Raw genomic sequence first — 19,788 nt, forward strand, 5'->3', positions numbered from 1 at the left:
CCCCTTTTGTCATCCGATGCCCTCGCGCAGGCGTTTCAGGTGCGTGGGCAGATGGCGCGCCGAGAGGTCGGCCTCACGTACCAGAAGATCGAAATGGCCGGTGAAGGTGGCGATGCGTTCGCTGTCGCGGAAGGCCATGTAGTGGCCCCCGGCATAGAAGACGCAGAGCAGCGGGCCGAAGATGGTGATGGGCGCGCAATACAGTCGCCGGGCATCGAAAAGATAGATGCGCAGGCGCGGGTAAAGTTGATCACAAAGCGCGAGCAGTTGGTCGATCTGCTCGCGGCGGGTGTCGGCGGGAAGCCCGTGGTAATAGCCGATGCCATGAGCAAAACAGTGCAATTCGTGGATCGGCAGGCAGATTTCGTAGTCTGACCCGGACGAGCGCATCCAGTGCAGGCGGTCTTCAGACGCGCCGATGGCCTGGTCGGCGGTGCGGCCCAGGTGGGGGCTGTATTCCCATTCGATCAGCGCGCGGGTTTTCAGCATGTCGGGCAGGGCTGCGGGCACGTGGCGGATTTTGTAGCCCGCGGCTTCCTTGTGCCATTCAAAGATGCGTTCATCGACAAGGGCGCGCGGCGCTTCGGACATCGACAGGGCGCTGGCCATCAGTTCGGCCGCGCTTTCGGGTCGGTCCGAAAGCGACAGCAGCCAATCGGCCGAGACACCCAGCCGCGCGGCGCAGGCGCCGACCACATGGGCGTTGGGCAGGCGCGCGCCATCGCCGGATATCAGCTGCGAAATGGTCGAACGGTCGACGCCGATATCGCGGGCCAATTCGCTTTGGCTGAGGCCAGCGGCGCGCATGGCCTGAGCCAGCCGGCTGCGAAACCGGGCGGATCTGTCGCGCTTGTCGAGTTTTTCAATCATGTGTTTAATTTTATCACGGATAGCGGTTTTTGTTCACCATATACGGAATGGTCACGGTTTTGTGACTGTGTTGATCTGGGGGTGGGACAAGAACGGAAAATTGAATGGCACTGGCGACACAGACCGCCGGGCACGATGGTGTTCGGGCGGTGGAATGGGGAACGTTTTCACTTATATCAGCATGTTACATCGGGTGGGCCGTGGCGCTGTTCTGGCTGCCGGGGATCACGCTGGCAGGGGCGACCCTTGCCATGGCGGTGCTGATCACATTGCATTCTTCGCTGACGCATGAGGTGCTGCATGGCCATCCGTTCCGGTCGCGGTTCTGGAACGAGGTCACGATGTGGCTGCCGCTGGGGCTGCTGGTGCCCTATGGGCGCTTCCGCGACCTGCATCTGGCGCATCATCGCGATGCGCAGCTGACCGACCCTTATGACGATCCCGAAAGCAACTACCTGGACCCCGAGGTATGGCAGCGCCATCCGGGCTGGCTGAAACGGGTGCTTCTGCTGAACAACACACTGGCAGGGCGAATCCTGATCGGGCCGGTGGTTGGGATGGCGGTGTTCTATCGCAGCGAATGGCGCCAGATCCGCGGCGGCGACCGGGCGGCGCTGGCATCCTGGGGCGCGCATCTGCCCGGTATGGCGGCGGTGCTGGCGCTGGTACTCGCCTCGGGGATGCCGCTGTGGGCCTATGGGATCGCTGTTTATGCCTCTACCGGGATCCTGCGCATTCGGACGTTTCTGGAGCATCAGGCGCATGAACGCTGCCGAGCCCGCACTGTCATCATCGAAGACCGTAGCATACTGGCATTTCTTTTTCTGAACAACAACTTGCACGTCGTGCACCATATGCATCCGGGGGTGGCCTGGCACCGGCTTCCGGCGCTGTACCGGTCGGGGCGCGCGCGGTTCGTGACCATCAATGACGGGTATGTCTATCGGTCCTATGGCGAGGTGTTTCGCCGCTACCTCTTCCGCCGCAAGGATCCGGTGGCCCATCCGCTCTGGCGTCGGGACTGAAAGGCGGGCATGACGGGCCCATGGACATGTGGATTCCCGTCACCATCGCGGCCGCAGGGTTTCAGACCCTGCGGTTCATGCTTCAAAAAACGCTCAGCTCGACCCGGCTCAGCGCCTCGGGCGCGACATTCGCGCGGTTTGCCTATTCGGCGCCGATCGTGCTGGTGGGACTGGCAGTGGCGCTTTGGGCAACGGGCCAAGACCTGCCCGAAATGGGCGCTCGCTTCTGGGCCTTTGCGGCGCTGGGCGGGCTGACGCAAATCCTGGCGACACTGTTCGTGGTGATGCTGTTCAAGCAGCGCAATTTCGCCGTCGGCATCACCTTCAAGAAGACCGAGGTGATCCAGACCGCGCTGGTGGGGTTCATTCTGCTGGGCGAGGGGATCAGCCCGATGGCCTTTGGTGCGATCTGCATCGGGTTGGTGGCGGTTCTGGTCCTGTCTCGAACGCCCGAGGTGGCGGGGCCTTGGTGGCGTCATCTGACCACGCCTGCCTCGATGCTGGGGCTGGGATCGGGTGTGTTGTTCGCGATGTCGGGGGTCAGCTATCGCGGGGCATCGCTGGAGCTGGCGCTTGACCCGGCGTGGCGCGCGGGGGTGACGCTGGCGGCGGTGGTGACGATGCAAGCCGTGGCGATGGGACTGTGGCTGGCGCTGCGCGACGCGGGCGAACTGCGCGCAGTCTGGTCGGCGCGGCGCACGGCCGTCTGGGTCGGGCTGACCAGTCTTGCCGGATCGTTTTGCTGGTTTCTGGCGTTTACGCTGCAGAATGCCGCCTATGTGAACGCGGTTGGCCAGATCGAGATGATCTTTAGCCTGATCGCCACCGTACTGGTGTTCCGCGAACCCGTTACGCGGCGCGAACTGACCGGGATCGGGCTGTTGCTGTTGTCGATTCTGGTGCTGATCGTGGCGATCTGACCTAAGGCTGCGGGTAGCCGCGCAGGCGCAGGAAAAGGCTTTCTTCGGCGCCATTGTGGAAATAGGGCACGCTGGCGGGCGGCTCGTCGCTGGTGATGCGATCCGCCACCTCGGCCAGAACCACTTCGGTGATGAACGGAAGGTCGAAGTTGCGCGCGTCACCCAGACGGATCCATTGCAGATGCGAGAGTTCATCGCAGGCATGGGTGAAATCGTCCAGGTCGCCCTGAATATGCGCGGCGTCCACCAGGAAAAACCGCGCATCGAAGCGGCGCGGGCGGCCCGGAGGCGTCAGGGCGCGAAACACGAATTGCAACGCGCTGGCCGTAGGCAGGTTGCCGGTGGCGGCAAAGCGTTCCCAATCGGGCGGTGGGGGCGTTTCCCACGCGCCCGGCGTGCCCAGCACCAGCCCGGTTTCCTCCCACAGCTCGCGAATGGCGGCTGCGGCGAGCGCGTGTTGCAGGCCATCCTCTGATTCGTCCGTAAGCCGGGTGTGGCAGGGCTCGGGCAAGGCGGTGGCGAGCGGGACAGTGGCATCGGCTGCATCCACGGCCCCGCCGGGGAACACGAACTTGTTCGGCATGAAAACCGCCTTGGCGCCGCGCTGGCCCATCAGGATCGCCGGATCTGTGTGCCGGTCGCGCACCACGATCACCGTGGCGGCATTTCTGACTGCGGATTTGTCCATCTGTCCTGCCCCTTTGCGGGGCGTGCGGGCTAGTCGGGTTTTCCGAACCCGTACAGCCGCTTGGACCATTGATAGCCCACGATTGCCCCTTTCAATCGGGGTAGAAGGTAAAGCGAGAGCGCGACACAGCCAACCGCAAAAATCGTGAACAGAGTCAACGGCTCGGGCCGCCATGTCACAAAGGCGAAATGCAGCAGAGGCGCCATCAGGTGGCCGACGATCAGAATGGTCAGATAGGCCGGACCATCGTCGGCACGGTGATGAAACAGCTCTTGTTCGCAAGATTGGCAGCTGTCGTTGACCTTGAGATAGCCGTGCAAAAGCGGACCCTTGCCGCAATTCGGGCACTTCCGGCGCCATCCGCGCGCCAGCGCGGGCCAGATAGGGCGATCGTCGGCCTGCACCGACGGCGGGCTGGATTCGATATACGTCTGATCAGTCATGGCACCTGTTACTCCCGCGGCCAACATAGTGGGGATGGGCATGATTGATAGGGGCTGTGGCGGCTTGCGGCGCCATGTCGCAAAGCCTGTGCGAGAGGCAAGGGGGCTCGGGGCCCACCACAACCGTTACTTGGACACATCCAATCGCATCGATTGAGTTTTGCGCGACACCAGAGCCGTCCGGGCAGCCGGCCAACCTGCCAGGCGCTCCGCCAGACCTCATGGCTCATCCACTTCAAGCACGAAGGCACCGGGATCGATACGGTTGTCTATGGCGTCCACGATCTCTGGCCGCAGCGACGGGTCGTCCGGGTAGAACATACCCGTCTGACGCATCGCCCGCAGCACGCTGATATCGGTTCCCAGAAACTCCAGCGCGACGCGCGAGGCACCGGGTTTGCGGCCCCGGCGTGTCGGGCCGCCGGTCTGTATGCCCAGCAGGAAATCCACGCGGCTGCGATAGCTGGGATAGAGTGTCATCTGCGTGACCGAGTTCATTTCCAGTGTTTCGTACTCGAACAGCTGGATACGGTCGGCCAGTTGGAACAGCATGCCCTCGTACTTGTTCGACCGGAACCAGCGCCCGGTATCCGGGTCGCGGAGGATCTCGACGTTCTTGAAATAGCCGCGGCCATCGCGGACCACGATCCGGGCCAGCGATTTGATGATGCAGCCCTTGTTCCCGAAGGAATAGAAGTAACGGAAGTAATACCCTTCGTATCGGTCGACGGGGCTGGATCGTGCAAGCAATGCCTCGAGCCGTTGCATCGGCAATTCAAGCTGGGGGCGTGGAACTGGCTGGCGGCGCAGGCCGATGAGCTGCGCAAAGCGGCTTTCCTCCATCAGCATCTCGGAGTCCGTGACTCCAATAAAATCGCAAATCCGGCGCATGTTGTGCCGCGACGGGTGCACCTGCCCGTTGAGGTACTTGTTGAACTGCTGACGATTGATCCCGATCCGGCGGCATACGTCCGAGATCGAAGCGTGATAGCTGCAAGCGAGCGTCAGGTTCTTGGCGAAATTGGACATAGCTCTATCGCATATTGAAGCACCTTGTGTGTCAAGTGGCGCATAGGTGCGAAATTGTCATGCGCAGGGCCTTCGCTCATCCTGCGGTCATAAAAAGATTACAAACTCCGGCCCGACGGCACTCTGATTTGCCGTTACGACGGAAAGACCAACAGGAGCGACGACCTTGACCCTCACCAACACGACACGACGCACCTTCCTGACCTCGGCGGCAGCGCTTGGCGCGGCTGGTTTCTTTCCCGGCGGCGTTGGCATGCTGCGCGCGCAGGAAGGCCGGGTTCTGAACCTGCGTCTTGATGGCGACAACTCGATCCTTGATCCCGGCTACATGGTCGGTGGCACCGAGATCGAAGCCCAGAAGCAATGTCTGCCCTTCCTTGCCGAATACGTCCGTGATGGCGACACGTTCAGCTGGCAGCCCACGGCCTATGTGACCCGGCTGGAATATGTCGATGACACCCATATCGAATTTGAACTGGCCCCGGGGCTGGTTTGGTCTGGTGGGCACGGCACGCTCAAGGCATCGGACGTGGCTTATTCCTATGCCCGAATGAAAGACAGCGAATGGTCGGGCTATTTCGATGCGCTGGAAACCGTCGAGGTAACCGGCGAGCTGACAGGCACGCTGGTACTGAACAAGCCCTTCGCGCCCTTCATCATGGTCACGCTTTGCCATGGTCCGGGCGCCATCGTCTGCGAAGCGGCAACCGAAGCGGCGGGCGGCCGGTTCACCACCGAGTTTCCCGCGATTTGTGGCCCCTACACCTATTCCGCCACCCCCGGCCAGCGCGCCGTGTTCGAGAAAAACCCCGAATGGACCGGCCCGGCGCCGGGCTTTGATCGCGTTGTCTGCCATGTCATCACCGAGGTGCAGGCAGCCGAACTGGCCTACGAAGCCGGAGAGATCGACTGCACCGAACTGGGCCCCGACAGCCTCGCGCGCTATTCCAAGGAAATGCCCGAGAACACGGCGATCACCACCGCCGGACAGCTGCAGTATATGTGGATGGGCATGAACACCCAGCACCCGAAACTGCAGGACATCAAGGTGCGGCAGGCGATCCAGCACGCGGTCGATGTCGACAGCATCCTGGCGGGCGCCTTCGCCGGCACCTCGGCCAAGTCGCACGGCATTGTCTGCCCCGGCTTGCTGGGCGCGCGGTCCGATCATGGCTATACCTATGACCCCGCAAAGGCGCGTGAGCTGATGGCCGAATCCGGCGTGACCGGGCTGGAACTGACCCTGCGCACGCTGAACTGGCAGGAACGCCTTCTGACCGCGCAGATCATCCAGGCCAACCTGGCTGCGATCGGCATCACCGTGAACATCCTGCCGATGGAAAGCGGGCCATTCTGGGAAATGGGCATGGAAGAGGCCGGCGACACCTGGCAGGATCTCGAGCTGTGGATCATGCGCTTCGCCACCGTGCCCGATCCCTACGAGGCCACCCAGTGGTTCATTTCGGGTCAGGTTGGCATCTGGAACTGGGAACGCTGGACCGACGAGGAGTTCGACAGCCTTTATGACGAGGGCCTGTCCGAGACCGACACCGCCGCGCGCGAGGCGATTTACGTCCGCATGCAGGAGATCATGGATGCGACGGGCGCCTACGTCTGGATCAACCACGAGCCCGAAACCTATGCCCACAAGACCAGCATCGAGGTCGTGGCGGCGCCGTCAGGTGAACTGAACTATCACCGGTTCAAACCGGTCTGAGGCGTGACGCCTTCCTTCACGCCGTGATCGGCGCGGAGGAAGGCCAGCACGAACCGGGGGCAAATCCGGCATGATACCTTACCTGACAAAGCGACTGGGGCTGGCGGCGATTGTCGTCATGGCTGTCCTGTTGCTGCTGTTCTCGATGCTGCACATGATCCCGGGCAACCCGGCGATCCTGGCGCTCGGCACACGGGCCACGCCCGAGGCGATCGCGGAATACACCGCACGGATGCGTCTGAACGAACCGGTCGTGACGCAATTCTTCCATTTTCTCGGGAATGCGGTGCAGGGCGATCTTGGGCAGGATGTCTTCTCGAACCGACCGGTGACCGCGATCATCGCAGAGCGCATCGGCTTTTCGCTGGCGCTGATCTGCACCGGCATGGGCTGGGCGGTATTGCTGGGCGTGCCCCTTGGCTGCTTGGCGGCCGTGCGGCCGGGGTCGTGGCTCGACCGGGTAACCGGCATTTTCTCGGTCGGCATGATCGCGATACCGTCGTTCCTTGTCTCGATCTGGGCGCTGTTGCTTTTCTCTCTGGAACTGCGCTGGCTGCCAGCCATCGGCGCGGGCGAGCCCGGCGATTTCGCCGACCAACTGAGCCACCTCGTGCTGCCCGCCTTCGCCATCGGCTTGGGCTGGGTGGGCTACCTGGCCCGCATGGTCCGCGCCTCCATGCTCGAAGTGTTGGGAGAGCCCTACATCCGTTCGGCCCGCGCCTTCGGCCTGACACCGCGCCGCGTGGTGCTGGGTTATGCGCTGCGCGTTGCCATCTTGCCCACGATCACGCTGATCGGCATGGGCTTTGGCGGGCTGATTTCATCGGCCGTCTTCGCCGAGATCATCTTTTCCCGGCCCGGCGTCGGCAAGATGATCTTCGACGCGGTGTCGGACCGCAACTTTCCGATCGTGCAGGGCGGCGTTCTTGTCGCCACCTGTTTCTACATCCTCGTCGTCCTGATCTCAGATCTTCTCATTGCCTGGCTTGATCCCCGTGTCCGCTCTTCCCTCTGACCCCGTCGTTTCCGACACGACCGCCACCTCCGACGCCCTGCGCGAAAGCGCCGGCCGTGAACGGCGCGAGAAACTGGTGCGTTTTCTGACCGACTGGCAGGGGGTAACCGGCCTGTTGCTGGTGGTGATCTTCTTCGCCTCAGCCATCTTCGCGCCGTGGATCGCGCCCTACGATCCAAATGCGATGGACATCCCCGCCCGCATGTCGGGCCCCACCTGGGCCCATATCGCCGGAACCGATCAACTGGGCCGTGATACCTTCTCGCGTATCCTGCACGGCGGGCGCGTGGCGCTTTATATCGCGGCGATCGGGGTGTCCGCGTCGCTGTCGATCGGGCTGGTGCTGGGGATGATCGCGGGCTACGGGCCGCGCTGGCTGGACAACCTGCTGCTGCTGGCCTTCGATGCGGTGCGCTCGTTCCCGGCGGTCATCCTGGCGCTGGCCACGGTCGCCCTGACAGGACCAAGTCTGACGGTCGTGCTGGCCATCGTTATCCTGACCACGATCCCCAGCTACGGCCGGGTCGCCCGGACGGCGACGCTGGCCTTGCGTCACACCGAATTCATCCTGGCGGAACGCTCGCTAGGCGCATCGACGGGGCGGATCCTGTTCCAGCACGTCATGCCCAACGTCATCGGCCCGCTGCTGATCCTGGCCGCGATGGAGGTGCCTGTTGTCGTGTCGATCGAGGCCGGGCTGTCGTTCCTTGGCATCGGCGTGCTGCCGCCGCAGGCCAGCTGGGGCACGATCCTGAACGAAGGCTACCTTGTGATCCGCGATGCGCCCTGGATGGTGATCGCGGGAGGCATCCCGCTGATCCTGACGACGCTCGGTTTCACCTTCCTGGGCGAGGCGCTGCGCGACATCTTCGACCCGCGCATGGGGAGGGGACGATGAAGGACATGGTTTCCCGCACGGGCAATGACACGCTGCTGAGCATTGATGGCCTCACCCTCGATTTCCGCACCAACCGGGGTCGGGTGAAGGCGCTGCGCGACATATCGTTCCCGGTAAGGAAGGGCCGCATTCTTGGCATTGTCGGCGAAAGCGGATCGGGCAAAAGCACCGTATTGTGGTCGATCCTTGGCCTGCTTGCCGGGAATGCCGATGTCACGGCGGGCCGCATCGACTATGGTGACAAGAACCTGCTGACCCTCGATGCCGAGGGGCTGCGCGCCCTGCGCGGCGAGGAGGTCAGCGTTGTCTTCCAGGATCCGATGACCTCTCAGATCCCGGTGCTGCCCTATGCGCGCCAGATGTCGGATATCCTTTACCGTCGGTCCATGTCCGAGGCCGCCAAGCGTGCCGCCGCCGTGGACATGCTGCGCCGTGTCGGCATTCCTGACCCTGAAAGCAGGGTCGATGCCTATCCGCACCAGTTCTCGGGCGGGATGCGCCAGCGCGCGGGCATCGCGATGTCGATGCTGACCGGGCCGAACCTGCTGCTTGCGGACGAACCAACCACTGCGTTGGACGTCACCATGGAGGCCCAGATGATCGGCCTCATGCGGGGGCTGCGAGATGATTTCGACACCACGATCGTGGTGGTTTCGCACAACCTTGGCCTTATCGCCGAGATGTGCGACGACGTGGTGGTGATGTACGCGGGCGAGGTGGTTGAGACCGGCGAGGTTCACGACATCTTCCACAACGCCCGCCACCCCTATACGCGCGCCCTGCTGGAATGTGATCCGGCCCGAATCGCCGATGTCACGCGCAAGCTGCCGGTGATCCCTGGCGATATCCCCGACCTGACCAAGCCGCTGGCGGGCTGCATCTTCGCCGGCCGCTGCCAGAAGGCCATGCCCGCCTGCGTTACCACTGCACCGCCGCTGATCAAGCGCGGGACCGGTGCCGCCCGCTGTCACCTGCTGGAGGGGCCGCTGGCTGATCCCTCATGGCCGCCAGCGCCCGAGGTGCCCACTGTCGCGCGGGACACCGGGACTGCGACCGTGCGGGGTGCAGCAAAGGGCGAGCCACTTTTGGAGGTGCGCGATCTGAACGTCCAGTTCCGCACTATGGGCGCGTTGAAGGCGCGGATGAACGGGGTCGCGCGGCCCTTCGTCGATGCGGTGCTGGACGTCTCGCTCGATATTCGGCCCGGTGAAACGCTGGCGCTGGTGGGCGAAAGCGGATCTGGCAAGACGACGCTGGGCCGGACCATCCTGAACCTGCAATCCGCCGCCGGCGGTTCGGTCCGCTTCGACGGGGCCGAGATCGGCAACATGGCCGAACGCCGGTTCAAGCCGCTGCGCCGCGACATGGCCATGATGTTCCAGGATCCGGTCGGTTCGCTCTCGCCGCGCAAGTCGGTGCGCGCGCTGATCTCCGAGCCGCTGCTGATTCACGGCGCCGAGGGCCGCGACCTGGATGCCGAAGCCGAGCGGCTGGCAGACATGGTGCGCTTGCCGCGCGGTTTCCTGTCGCGCTACCCGCACGAACTGTCGGGCGGGCAGGCGCGCCGGGTCGGCGTGGCCCGTGCGCTGGCGCTGAACCCGCGCCTGATCGTGGCAGACGAGCCGACGGCGGGGCTGGACGTTTCGGTGCAGGGCGAGACCCTGAACCTGATGGCGGACCTGCAGGCCGAACACGGTCTCAGCTATCTGATCATCACCCACAACTTGCCGGTGGTGCGCCATATCGCGGACCGGATCGCCATCATGTATCTGGGCCGCATCGTCGAGGACGGGCCTGCGGCCGAGGTCTTTGCAAAACCCGCGCATCCCTATACCCGCGCGCTGGTCGAAGGGGTGCCGCAGCCCGATCCCGACCGCCGCCGTCCGCCCTCGGCTGCGATCGAGGGCGAGGTGCCCAGCCTGCTGCGCCGCCCCAAGGGCTGCGATTTCGCCACCCGCTGTCCGCTGGCCCGCGACGCCTGCCGCGTGGAGAAGCCCGAACACCGCCAACTCACGCCGGATCGCAGGCATGCCTGCCTGTTCCCGCTGATCGACACGCAAGACAACAAGAACAAGACGGAGACCCCATGAGCTACGGGATCTATATCGGACGAAACCTGACCGCAGACGGGCACGCCTGGCTGGCCGGCTACGGCGACGAGCCGTCAAGCCACTGGCTCGAGATCATCGACCGGGCCGAGCACGCCGCAGACGCCACCATCACCGTGGGCGTCGGCCCCGATAGCGACATGCCCGGTCATCGTACCGAAATCCCGCAGGCCGCGCGGACGGCCCGGCACATGCGCGTCAGCTACAGCTATTACCTTGGGGTGCCAGCACCGATTACGAATGGTGGGTTGAACGAACACGGCGTTGCGGTGCGCGATATCTGGTCGACATCCCGTAAGGCGCTGATCGAGATGACGCCTAAGGACCAGACCGGCCCGAATTATTCCGACCTGGCGCGGATCGTCGTCGAACGCGCCACCACCGCGCGTGAGGGCGTCGACATCATGGCCCGGTTGATCGCCGAGCACGGCTATTCCTGCTACGGCGGCAATTCGCATATCATCGCCGACCCGGACGAAGCCTGGGTGGTCATCCAGTTCTCGGGCGGCAAAGGGCTGTGGGTCGCGGAACGGCTCGGGCCGGACGACATCCGCGCCTCGCGCCCCGGCTATGTCGGTGTCGTGCCGCTGGAGCCGGACGAAACGTATTTGTATCCCGAGCACTTCATACAGACGGCAGTGGATCTTGGCTGGTACGACCCTGCGAGCGGTGCGCCCTTTGACGTGAATGCAATCTACGGCGACGGCAAGGGCCCGTGGAAGGGCATGGCCTGGGTCGAAGAGCAGATGCGCCAGCGCGCCGCCGCCGCGCCGCTGACCTTTGCCGACGTCTGCTGGTCGATCCAGACCGAGACGCTGACCGGGGACACTGCCGGTTACGGACAAGTCGTGCCACTGGTGCACCCCTCGCATTCCGACCTGCGGATGATGTGGCACGCCCCGGTCGGCCCCGTCACCGCGCCGCTGGTGCCGGTTTTCCTTGGCCAGACCGAGGTGCCGGACGAATTCGGTCAGCATCGCTATCTGACAACCGGAGAAGCGCACCGCTTTCTCGACCGTCGCAAGGAGGTCACGGACCCCGACACCGTCAGCCACGTCCCGCAGGGAGTCGAGGTCGCCGACAGCGCGGTCTACCAGTACAAGCGACTGATGCATCTGGCTTTTCAGGACGATGCCCTGCTGCGCGAGGTGTGGGATCACTGGCGCCTGATGGAGACGAAGCTGGCAGAGGACGTGCCCGCCGTCCTGCGTAGCGCCGAACTGCTGCTGGAGGCCGGTGAACCCGCTCTTGCCCGCCGCCTTATGACCCGAGAAAGCCATGCGTGGCTTTCAAAGGGCCTGGAGGATTGCCGCGCCCTGGTTGCTTCGGGATACGCCCGCCTGCGTCTGCGCGACGCGCTCAACCGCCACGGCAAGCCACTGGCGCCCGAGCAGTACTGGTAAGGGGCCGGGCCGACGTCGGGTGGTTGCGGGCACGCGGGTAATCGAAGGCGTCAATTTGGCTGCTTTTGCCCGATCCCCGTGCCACAGGGTCCAATGCCGGACGCGGGCGCTGCGCTGCCGATAACCCGAGTTTGCGCGGCTGGCAGGGCGGCTCCCATCAAACAGCGGTGCCTTCCGGAGGTGCCGGCGGGGTATCGCCCCGGCTGGCGCCGTCTGCATTGATGTTGAAATCGCAGCTGCAAGCGGCATAGTTCCAGCGCCTGGGATGGGGAGCAGCGGTCATGGCGAATTTGCAGCGCGGAACTCTCTCCCGGCAATTGACGCTCCGCCATCTGCGCGTGATCCACGGCCTGGCCGAGCATCGCCTTGTCGCGCGCGTTTCGGCGGCGCTGAATGTCACGCAGCCTGCGGTATCCAAACAGATTGCCGAGCTGGAAGAGATTGTCGGAACCCCGATCATCCGGCGCGAGCGGAACCGGCTGCACCTGACTCCGGTCGGGCTGCGGCTGGCAGATCATGCGCGTCAGGTGCTCAATCAGCTGGACCGGGCAGAATTCGATCTACAGGCGATGGCGAGCGGCGTTGCAGGCACCGTCAATATCGGCGTGGTCAGTTCCGTGGCGCCGATCGTGCTGCCCCAGGCGATTACCCTGTTCAAGAACGCCGCGCCCAATGCCAGCCTGTCGATCACCGAAGGGCATTTTGTTTCGCTCTATCCGCGGCTGGATGCAGGGCAGTTCGATCTGCTGATTGCCCGGACCTGGCAGCCGCAGGATCTTGAGGGGATCGACCAGACGGTCCTGCTGACCGAACCGCTGGTGGTGATCGCCGGGCGCAATCATCCGTTGGCGAAAATGGAGCAGATCGACTGGACCGAAGCGGTCGGCTGGCCCTGGATTCTGCCGCAGCCGGATTCGGTGGCGCGCCGGGCTGTGGATGCGATGTTTGCCGAACGCGGGGTGACGCCCCCGGGCAATACGATCTCGTCACTGTCCCTGTCGCTCAACCTTGAGCTTTTGCAGCAGATGCCGACGCTTGGCATGTTCCCGCAGAGCCTTGCAAAAGCCCATGTCGCCCGTGGCGATCTGGTGGTTCTGCCGCTGGATACCGGGGATTTCCTGTCCGAAGCGCGATGCTTCTGGAAGACAGGCGCGCCGCAGAACAACAGCGCCTTCGCCCTGTTTATGCAATGTCTGAGCCAGGTGTCGGAGCGCGGATAAACCATTCCGTTTGGTTAAGGTTGTGGGCGAAAAACTCATTATTTTTGCCCAAATCTTCATCATACCCTGAGCAGAGTTTCTGGGAGGAGCTGGCGTTCACGCACCGTGGAGGCCAGTTGGAGAGAATATGGACATTTCGACACCCACCGGGCTTTCGGCCCGGACGGTCCTGGCTGCCTTTGCGCGGGGGGACCTGACCCCAAGCGCCTATCTTGAGGCCTGCCTGTCCCATATTTCGCGCGTGAACCCCTTCATAAATGCGCTCACTGCCTTCAACACTGAACGCGCCGTGGCCGAGGCTGCCGCGGCCACGGCGCGCTGGCAGGATGGGGCGCCCAAGGGGGCGCTCGACGGTCTGCCGCTTGGGGTCAAGGACCTTCAGGACACCGCCGGGTTGCTGACCACCCACGGCAGTCCCCGGGCTGTTGCGAATGTGCCAAGCACCGATCTGCCAATGGTGGCCCGGCTGCGGGCGGCGGGGGCGATCGTGCTGGCCAAAACCAACGTGCCCGAGATGGGGGCCGGCGGAAACACCCGCAACCCGGTCTGGGGGGCGACGGGCAACCCGTTCAATCCGGCGCTGACCGCGGGGGGCTCTTCAGGGGGGTCGGCGGCAGCGCTCGCCGCGGATCTGCTGCCGATCTGCACCGGTTCCGACACTGGCGGGTCGCTGCGCCTGCCGGCCGCGATCTGCGGCATCGTCGGGTACCGCCCCTCGGTCGACGTGGTGGCACATCCGACGCGGCCGCTCGGGTGGTCCGGGATCTCGGTCCTTGGGCCGATGGCGCGGGATGTGGAGGATCTGATCCTGATGCTGCGCGCGGTGCATGGCGGCCATCCGAATGATCCGCTGTCGATGTCCTATCCGGCGGATCGGTTCGACAGGCTGGCCGAGAGGCCTCTGAGCACGCTTCGCCTGGGTTATTCCGAAGATTTCGGCGGCGCCCCCATCGATGCGGATATCCGGGCGACATTCCTGAAACGCATAGAGGCCATCGCGCCGCAGGTGTCCGAGTGCCGCGCGGTCGATATGGGCCTCGGCGCGATGGACCGAGTCTTTGACATCCTGCGCGCTGAAAGTTTCCTGACGGCTTTCGACGGGCCAGCGCGAGAGACACCCGAGTTGTTCGGGCCAACGATCCACGCCAATCTCGAACTGGGGCGCAGTTTCACGCTGACCGACCGGGGCTGGGCGCATGCCGAACAGACCCGCATCCTGCGCGCCTTCAATGCACGGATGGAGGGGCTGGATGCGATCCTTACACCAACCGTACCTGTCTCGCCCGGGCCCTGGAGCGCGCCGCACGTGACCCATATCGACGGCGAGGAGATGGATATCTATTACCGCTGGCTGGCGCTGACTTATCGCGGTTCGCTGACCGGTGGCCCCGCAATTACGCTGCCCGCCGGGCGGGACGGATCGGGGATGCCGTTTGGGCTTCAGATGCTGGGGGCTTCGCGCGGCGACACCGATCTGCTGGCCGTAGCGCGGAGTATGGAATCTTTCCTTGAGGCCGATCCCGAAACCGCCCGCCCGCGTCCCGACCTGTCAAAGCTGCGGGCCGTGACGCCCGCACTTCGGTCCATTGTGACGCATCCGCCCGTCCTTCATCCGCAACGCAGGGGCGCTGACCCGTCCGTGCACACCGCTGTCTGAGGCTCTCGATCATGTGGTTACTCCCCGTCCTCTTCGTCATGCTCCTGATCAGCGGCACGGCCTTTGCCTACCTCATGGGGGCGGTGTCGGTCTTTGCCTTCATCCTGGCGGGCAAGGCGCAGTTCCTTTCGGTGATGCCACAGAGGATCTTTGCGCAGCTCGATGTCTTTGCCTTCATGGCGATGCCGCTGTTCATCCTGACAGCCGAGATCATGACCAGGGCCGGCGTGACCCGCAGCCTGATCGACTTTGCCCTGTCCATCGTCGGGCGGCTGCGCGGCGGGCTTGGGCACGTCAATATCCTGACGAGCGTCTTCTTCGCCGGTATCTCGGGCTCTGCCATCGCAGACAGTGCCGCCTTGTCGCGGACCTTCGTGCCCGAGATGGAGGCACGGGGCTACGACCGCTATTACGCAGGCGCGATCACCGCGGCCTCGTCGATGATCGGGCCGATCATTCCGCCATCGATCATCATGATCATCTACGGCGGGCTGACCGGGGCTTCTGTTGCCGCGCTTTTCACCGCTGGCGTCATTCCCGGCGTGCTTCTCGCCGTGTCGCTTATGATGCTGAACGCGGTAATCGCGCGGGTGCGCCACCATCCGGGCGGGCCGTCGCCGGATCTGCCCAGGTTCTGGCCCAGCCTGCTGCGCGCGGCCCCGGCGCTGCTGCTGCCGGTGGTGATCCTGGGCAGTCTGGTGCTGGGCCTCGCCACGCCGACCGAAGGCTCTGCGGTGGCCGTGCTGTTCGCGCTGATCGCGGGGCAGTTCTACACCGGGCTGAGCCGCGAGATGATCCTGGACGCGCTTGAGGCGACCGCGCGGTTGACCGGCACGATCTTCGTCATCCTGGCCGCCATCTCGATCCTTGGGTTCCTGGCGGGCCAGCTGGGATGGAGCGAGGCCCTGGCCGGCTGGGTTGCGAGCTTTGGCCTGACGGGAACCAAGTACCTGTTCTTCCTTCTCGTCATCTTCCTGATCGCAGGTATGTTCATGGATACGCCGGTCGCGCTGACGCTGCTGATCCCGCTGTTCGCCCCGCAGGCGCTGGAGCAGGGGATCAACCCGACGCACCTGGGGATCGTGCTGTGCTTCAACCTCTGTGTTGGCCTGATCACACCGCCGCTTGGCAAATGCCTCGTCGTCGTCTCGGCGCTGACCAACCTCAATTACTGGAGACTGGCCTATACCGCGCTGCCGTTCGTGGCGGTCCAGGTCCTGCTGCTTTTCTCACTCGCCTACTGGCCGGAACTCTGCCTCTGGCTGCCGCGCCTTGCAGGCTTTTCCGTCGATTGACACCATTCAGGGAGGACCAAGAATGAAACTGAAACATATCGCACTGGCCGCACTCATGGCGACGGCCTCGGCCGCGTCTGCCGAAGTGAAGATCGCGCTTGATGGGGCACCCGATCCGAAGGTTTCTGGCACCTATAACTGGGTCATGGGCTTCAGCGAAGTTCTGGACAAGGCAGGGATGAAGGTGCGCGAGATGCCGCGGGATTCCGTGGGCAACGAGGCCGAGAAGTTCGATCAGCTTTCGACCGGGCTGCTGGAGCTTTCGCTGTCGGATGTGCGCGCTATTGCGCAGGTCGATCCGTTTATCTATGGGCTGCGTCTGCCCTATATGTTCGACGATGCGGCGCATATGCAGCGCGCACTGGCGGACGGCAAGATCTTCGACCGCGTGAACGAAGCCGTAGCAGGCCAGGACGTCATGCTGCTGGCCATCGTTCCGATCGGTCCCTCCTCGGGCATCATCACCACGAATGCCGCCGTGCGCACGCCGGACGACATGGCTGACCTGCGAATGCGGGCCCTGGATGACGCGCAGATCGCGATGTACAAGGCCTGGGGCACCACCGGGACTGTCGTGCCCTGGGGCGAAGTGCCCGCGGGTCTGCAAACCGGCGTGATCGACGGCTATCTGAATTCACCCTTCGTGCCGATTTCCTTCGGTCAGACCGATTTCGTCAAAAACTTCTCGGATTCGCGCGCGATCATCCCGATCCGGGCCGTGATCGCGTCGAAAATGTGGTATGACGGGCTGTCGGACACAGAGCGGAGCGCGGTGACGGACGCTATCGCGGCCGGCAATGCGGCGACTCAGGCCTGGCTTGACGTGGTCTCGAGCACCTCACTTGAGGCGTTGGAAGCGAAGGGCGTGACCGTGCAGCGCCTGACCGACGAGGAGCGAGGCGCTTTCCGCGAGCGTTCCAAGCAGGTTTACGAGTCCGGCCTGATGCCGTCGGATGACGTGAAAGTCTGGACGGACCTGTCCGACGCCACCCGCTAAGCCGATCCCGGGGCGCCGCAACCGGCGCCCCACGTCTTTTCTCCAGATCAGACGGAGTTGCACACCGTGTCCAATTTGATCATCAGCCTCAGCAACGGCCTTCACCGTATCGCCCGCAGCGTCGCCATGTTTGCCGTGGCTGGCATGTTCATCACCGTCATGATTCAGGTCGTGGCCCGCTATGTCTTTTCGTCTCCGCCGATCTGGACCGAGGATGTAGCGCGTTACATGATGGTCTGGACCGGGCTTCTGGGGACGACGCTGTCGTTCAAAGGCCGGTCGGATGCGGTGCTGATGAAGAGCGTGTTCCCGCCGCGCCCGGCCTTCATGGGTCTGGTGTCCGAGGCAATCCGCTCGGCTGCTGTGCTGAGCTTCATCCTGCCAGTGATCTGGTTTTCCTTCATGGGTTTGCGCGGGGGGCTCGCCAAGGGCTACCTGGCGCGGCAGGCGGGGCTGACGGCGGATACCCTGGGTATCGCCATGGTCTGGATCGCCGTGGTCGTGCCGATTGCCATGATCATCATCCTGATCCATCTTGCCGCGCAATGGGCGGAGGGCAGGGCCGAGGCGCCTGACACCCGCGATGCCGTCGTGGGGCTGGACTGAGACCCGACGGAAGATGGCCCTGACGCGAATGCGCCTTGGCCGCGCGTCGGGGAGCGGGCGCTGCCGAAACGCTGTTTGGAGACCCGCACAGGCTTAGTTCACGTGCCGGACGTTCGAATGGACCAGGGGCGCTGCCCCCGCCGCCCCTTGGGCGGCTCCCCCGGGATATTTGAACCCCAAAGAAATTGGGTGGCTCGCTGGCCGACCGCAGGGCGCGCATAAAAAAAGTTGCGGGTTTGGCGACGGAACGGCGGGGGCGGTCCGTTTGAGGGTGTGTCTGGCGGCGAAGGGCTGCCTGCGATAAAAGGAAAACACCATGACGAGCAAGTCGATCATTACCACCCTTCTGGTGGCCGGTCTGGCCGTGACAGGCTCCACGGCTCTGGCGCGGGGCGAGGGCGATGGTTCGCGCCACGGGATGAACTTCGAGGCGCTGGATGCCGATGGCAATGGCGAGGTTACACGAGAAGAGATGCGTGCCGCGCGCGAGGGTCGGTTCATGGAGGCCGACGCAGATGGCGACGGCAAGCTGAGCCGTGACGAGATGATTGCAGCGGCGCAGGAGCGGGCCGCGAAACGGGTCGACCAGATGATCAAACGGTTCGACACGGATGGCGACGGCGCCGTGTCGGCCGCAGAACTGCCGCAACCGGACGAAAAGCGCGCCGCGCGCATGTTCGACAAGATTGATGCCGACAACAGCGGTGGCATCTCGGCCGAGGAATTTGCTGAAGCCCGCGAGATGCGACGCGGCCATGGCAAGCGTCATCACAAGCGCGGGCCGGGTGACGCGGGCGAAGATTCGGCGCCCAAGGCCGACTGAGCGATTGGAGGGCATCCGTGCACGACCGTTTGATTGCATGGCCCGGGTGCCTGCGCGGGTGAGTGTTTCGCCCGCGCCTCTTGATGATCCGGATGCGGATCTACTGGCCCGGTTCGCGGGTGGCGACAGCACGGCGGCGCGCGCGTTGACCGACGGGTTGGGCGCGCGCAGCTACGCGGTGGCGCTGCGCGTTCTGGGAGATCGGGCGGAGGCGGAGGATGTCGCGCAGGAGGCGATGATGCGCCTGTGGCGGATCGCCCCTGATTGGGAGCCAGGGACGGCGAAAGTGAGCACATGGTTATATCGCGTCGTGATGAACCTGTGCATTGATCGCAAACGCCGCCGCAAGCGCAACGGCCCGGCGCTGGACGACGTGGCCGAGCCGGCCGATCCGGGCCCAAGCGTGGTGGGCCGGATGCAAGAGGCCGAACGGGCCGATGCCTTGCAGGGCGCCTTGATGGAGTTGCCCGAGCGGCAACGACTGGCCGTGATTCTGCGCCACATCGAAGGCCTGCCGAACCCCGAGATTGCGGGGATCATGGAGATCAGCACCGAGGCGGTCGAAAGCCTGACCGCCCGGGGCAAGAGGGCGCTGACGGCAATACTGTCGGGCCGGCGCGAGGAGCTTGGTTATGAAAACGCCTGATACGGAACGGTTTGAACGGGAAGACGGGGCCGATGGGCTGGACGCATTCTTTGCGGCGGCGCGTTCTGATGCACGCCTGCCGACGGACCTGGCAGCGCGGATGGTGCGCGATGCTGACGGAATGCACCGCAGCCGCACGCCCAACCGGCCCGGTCGCTGGGCGCAGCTGCGCGACGTTCTGGGCGGATGGTATGGTATGGGCGGCCTTGTCGCAGCCTGTGCGGCCGGGGTCTGGATGGGGTTTGCGCCGCCTGCGGGATTGCCGGATGCTGTTTCGCTTTTCGCAGGACAGGACAGCACGGCCGAACTGTATCTGAGTGAAAGTTTTGCCATGGCCATGGCAGAGGATGGGTGACAGGGATGCGCGAACCAATTGATAGACCCAAACGGCGGATATGGCTGCGAGCACTGTTTGCGGTTTCGCTTGC

Annotated in this window: 19 protein-coding genes; 15 read left to right on the top strand and 4 right to left on the bottom strand. The window is 64.3% G+C overall.

Annotation, left to right across the window (positions count from 1 at the left end):
• Nucleotides 1-9: 9 nt before the first annotated feature.
• Nucleotides 10-870: a helix-turn-helix domain-containing protein gene (locus FGK64_RS07835; protein ID WP_138863261.1), complete on the bottom strand. Its 861-nt coding sequence runs from the start codon at nucleotides 868-870 to the stop codon at nucleotides 10-12.
• A gap of 104 nt (nucleotides 871-974) precedes the next feature.
• Between FGK64_RS07835 and FGK64_RS07840 the strand changes: the two genes are divergently transcribed.
• Both FGK64_RS07840 and FGK64_RS07845 read left to right on the top strand, forming a co-directional pair.
• Nucleotides 975-1,895: a fatty acid desaturase gene (locus FGK64_RS07840; protein ID WP_138863262.1), complete on the top strand. Its 921-nt coding sequence runs from the start codon at nucleotides 975-977 to the stop codon at nucleotides 1,893-1,895.
• A gap of 20 nt (nucleotides 1,896-1,915) precedes the next feature.
• Entirely contained in the window at nucleotides 1,916-2,815 is a 900-nt protein-coding gene (locus FGK64_RS07845) for an EamA family transporter (protein ID WP_138863263.1), read from the top strand.
• 1 nt (nucleotide 2,816) lies between these two features.
• On the opposite strand, the gene FGK64_RS07850 is transcribed toward FGK64_RS07845, so the two are convergent.
• The 3 genes from FGK64_RS07850 to FGK64_RS07860 form a co-directional block, all read right to left on the bottom strand.
• Nucleotides 2,817-3,503 (bottom strand): NUDIX hydrolase, encoded by a 687-nt coding sequence (locus tag FGK64_RS07850; RefSeq protein WP_138863264.1) that lies wholly within the window; start codon nucleotides 3,501-3,503, stop codon nucleotides 2,817-2,819.
• Nucleotides 3,504-3,532: 29 nt separating this feature from the next.
• Nucleotides 3,533-3,946 (bottom strand): DUF983 domain-containing protein, encoded by a 414-nt coding sequence (locus FGK64_RS07855; RefSeq protein WP_138863265.1) that lies wholly within the window; start codon nucleotides 3,944-3,946, stop codon nucleotides 3,533-3,535.
• A 219-nt stretch (nucleotides 3,947-4,165) separates the two neighbouring features.
• Nucleotides 4,166-4,975, bottom strand: a complete 810-nt coding sequence (locus FGK64_RS07860) for a helix-turn-helix domain-containing protein (protein ID WP_138863266.1) — start codon at nucleotides 4,973-4,975, stop codon at nucleotides 4,166-4,168.
• Nucleotides 4,976-5,141: 166 nt separating this feature from the next.
• Here FGK64_RS07860 and FGK64_RS07865 point away from each other — a divergent pair, with 166 nt between their 5' ends.
• The 13 genes from FGK64_RS07865 to FGK64_RS07925 all read left to right on the top strand — a co-directional run bounded on the left by FGK64_RS07865 (nucleotide 5,142) and on the right by FGK64_RS07925 (nucleotide 19,715).
• Entirely contained in the window at nucleotides 5,142-6,692 is a 1,551-nt protein-coding gene (locus FGK64_RS07865; protein ID WP_138863267.1) for an ABC transporter substrate-binding protein, read from the top strand.
• Between the two features lie 70 nt (nucleotides 6,693-6,762).
• A complete protein-coding gene (locus FGK64_RS07870) occupies nucleotides 6,763-7,707 on the top strand; it encodes an ABC transporter permease (RefSeq protein ID WP_138863268.1) in 945 nt (314 codons plus the stop codon).
• Nucleotides 7,688-8,605 carry an ABC transporter permease gene (locus tag FGK64_RS07875; RefSeq protein WP_246057706.1) on the top strand — a complete coding sequence of 306 codons (918 nt, stop codon included), beginning with the start codon at nucleotides 7,688-7,690 and terminating at the stop codon, nucleotides 8,603-8,605. The genes FGK64_RS07870 and FGK64_RS07875 overlap by 20 nt, the downstream gene beginning before the upstream one ends.
• Nucleotides 8,602-10,695 (top strand): dipeptide ABC transporter ATP-binding protein, encoded by a 2,094-nt coding sequence (locus FGK64_RS07880; protein WP_138863269.1) that lies wholly within the window; start codon nucleotides 8,602-8,604, stop codon nucleotides 10,693-10,695. Before FGK64_RS07875 ends, FGK64_RS07880 begins: the two co-directional genes overlap by 4 nt.
• Entirely contained in the window at nucleotides 10,692-12,116 is a 1,425-nt protein-coding gene (locus FGK64_RS07885; RefSeq protein ID WP_138863270.1) for a C69 family dipeptidase, read from the top strand. Before FGK64_RS07880 ends, FGK64_RS07885 begins: the two co-directional genes overlap by 4 nt.
• Before the next feature lie 281 nt (nucleotides 12,117-12,397).
• Nucleotides 12,398-13,336, top strand: coding sequence for a LysR family transcriptional regulator (locus FGK64_RS07890; RefSeq protein WP_138863271.1), 939 nt, complete (start codon nucleotides 12,398-12,400; stop codon nucleotides 13,334-13,336).
• A 127-nt stretch (nucleotides 13,337-13,463) separates the two neighbouring features.
• Nucleotides 13,464-14,993, top strand: coding sequence for an amidase (locus FGK64_RS07895; RefSeq protein ID WP_138863272.1), 1,530 nt, complete (start codon nucleotides 13,464-13,466; stop codon nucleotides 14,991-14,993).
• An 11-nt stretch (nucleotides 14,994-15,004) separates the two neighbouring features.
• Nucleotides 15,005-16,288 carry a TRAP transporter large permease gene (locus tag FGK64_RS07900; RefSeq protein WP_138863273.1) on the top strand — a complete coding sequence of 428 codons (1,284 nt, stop codon included), beginning with the start codon at nucleotides 15,005-15,007 and terminating at the stop codon, nucleotides 16,286-16,288.
• Nucleotides 16,289-16,310: 22 nt separating this feature from the next.
• A complete protein-coding gene (locus FGK64_RS07905) occupies nucleotides 16,311-17,285 on the top strand; it encodes a TRAP transporter substrate-binding protein (protein ID WP_138863274.1) in 975 nt (324 codons plus the stop codon).
• A gap of 66 nt (nucleotides 17,286-17,351) precedes the next feature.
• A complete protein-coding gene (locus tag FGK64_RS07910; RefSeq protein ID WP_138863275.1) occupies nucleotides 17,352-17,891 on the top strand; it encodes a TRAP transporter small permease in 540 nt (179 codons plus the stop codon).
• 316 nt (nucleotides 17,892-18,207) lie between these two features.
• Nucleotides 18,208-18,714: an EF-hand domain-containing protein gene (locus FGK64_RS07915; protein ID WP_138863276.1), complete on the top strand. Its 507-nt coding sequence runs from the start codon at nucleotides 18,208-18,210 to the stop codon at nucleotides 18,712-18,714.
• 37 nt (nucleotides 18,715-18,751) lie between these two features.
• Nucleotides 18,752-19,360: an RNA polymerase sigma factor gene (locus FGK64_RS07920; RefSeq protein ID WP_138863277.1), complete on the top strand. Its 609-nt coding sequence runs from the start codon at nucleotides 18,752-18,754 to the stop codon at nucleotides 19,358-19,360.
• Complete coding sequence (locus tag FGK64_RS07925; RefSeq protein WP_138863278.1) at nucleotides 19,347-19,715, top strand: hypothetical protein; 369 nt, start codon at nucleotides 19,347-19,349, stop codon at nucleotides 19,713-19,715. Before FGK64_RS07920 ends, FGK64_RS07925 begins: the two co-directional genes overlap by 14 nt.
• The last annotated feature ends 73 nt before the right edge of the window (nucleotides 19,716-19,788 follow it).

The sequence above is a fragment of the Arenibacterium halophilum genome (genome assembly GCF_005938225.1).
In the GTDB taxonomy this organism is placed as follows: domain Bacteria; phylum Pseudomonadota; class Alphaproteobacteria; order Rhodobacterales; family Rhodobacteraceae; genus Arenibacterium; species Arenibacterium halophilum.

What these genes read in the sequence shown, in the direction of transcription:
- FGK64_RS07835 (WP_138863261.1), bottom strand. Translation starts at nt 870, where the DNA reads ATGATTGAAAAACTCGACAAGCGCGACAGATCCGCCCGGTTTCGCAGC.
- FGK64_RS07840 (WP_138863262.1), top strand. Translation starts at nt 975, where the DNA reads ATGGCACTGGCGACACAGACCGCCGGGCACGATGGTGTTCGGGCGGTG.
- FGK64_RS07845 (WP_138863263.1), top strand. Translation starts at nt 1,916, where the DNA reads ATGGACATGTGGATTCCCGTCACCATCGCGGCCGCAGGGTTTCAGACC.
- FGK64_RS07850 (WP_138863264.1), bottom strand. Translation starts at nt 3,503, where the DNA reads ATGGACAAATCCGCAGTCAGAAATGCCGCCACGGTGATCGTGGTGCGC.
- FGK64_RS07855 (WP_138863265.1), bottom strand. Translation starts at nt 3,946, where the DNA reads ATGACTGATCAGACGTATATCGAATCCAGCCCGCCGTCGGTGCAGGCC.
- FGK64_RS07860 (WP_138863266.1), bottom strand. Translation starts at nt 4,975, where the DNA reads ATGTCCAATTTCGCCAAGAACCTGACGCTCGCTTGCAGCTATCACGCT.
- FGK64_RS07870 (WP_138863268.1), top strand. Translation starts at nt 6,763, where the DNA reads ATGATACCTTACCTGACAAAGCGACTGGGGCTGGCGGCGATTGTCGTC.
- FGK64_RS07880 (WP_138863269.1), top strand. Translation starts at nt 8,602, where the DNA reads ATGAAGGACATGGTTTCCCGCACGGGCAATGACACGCTGCTGAGCATT.
- FGK64_RS07885 (WP_138863270.1), top strand. Translation starts at nt 10,692, where the DNA reads ATGAGCTACGGGATCTATATCGGACGAAACCTGACCGCAGACGGGCAC.
- FGK64_RS07890 (WP_138863271.1), top strand. Translation starts at nt 12,398, where the DNA reads ATGGCGAATTTGCAGCGCGGAACTCTCTCCCGGCAATTGACGCTCCGC.
- FGK64_RS07895 (WP_138863272.1), top strand. Translation starts at nt 13,464, where the DNA reads ATGGACATTTCGACACCCACCGGGCTTTCGGCCCGGACGGTCCTGGCT.
- FGK64_RS07900 (WP_138863273.1), top strand. Translation starts at nt 15,005, where the DNA reads ATGTGGTTACTCCCCGTCCTCTTCGTCATGCTCCTGATCAGCGGCACG.
- FGK64_RS07905 (WP_138863274.1), top strand. Translation starts at nt 16,311, where the DNA reads ATGAAACTGAAACATATCGCACTGGCCGCACTCATGGCGACGGCCTCG.
- FGK64_RS07915 (WP_138863276.1), top strand. Translation starts at nt 18,208, where the DNA reads ATGACGAGCAAGTCGATCATTACCACCCTTCTGGTGGCCGGTCTGGCC.
- FGK64_RS07920 (WP_138863277.1), top strand. Translation starts at nt 18,752, where the DNA reads ATGGCCCGGGTGCCTGCGCGGGTGAGTGTTTCGCCCGCGCCTCTTGAT.
- FGK64_RS07925 (WP_138863278.1), top strand. Translation starts at nt 19,347, where the DNA reads ATGAAAACGCCTGATACGGAACGGTTTGAACGGGAAGACGGGGCCGAT.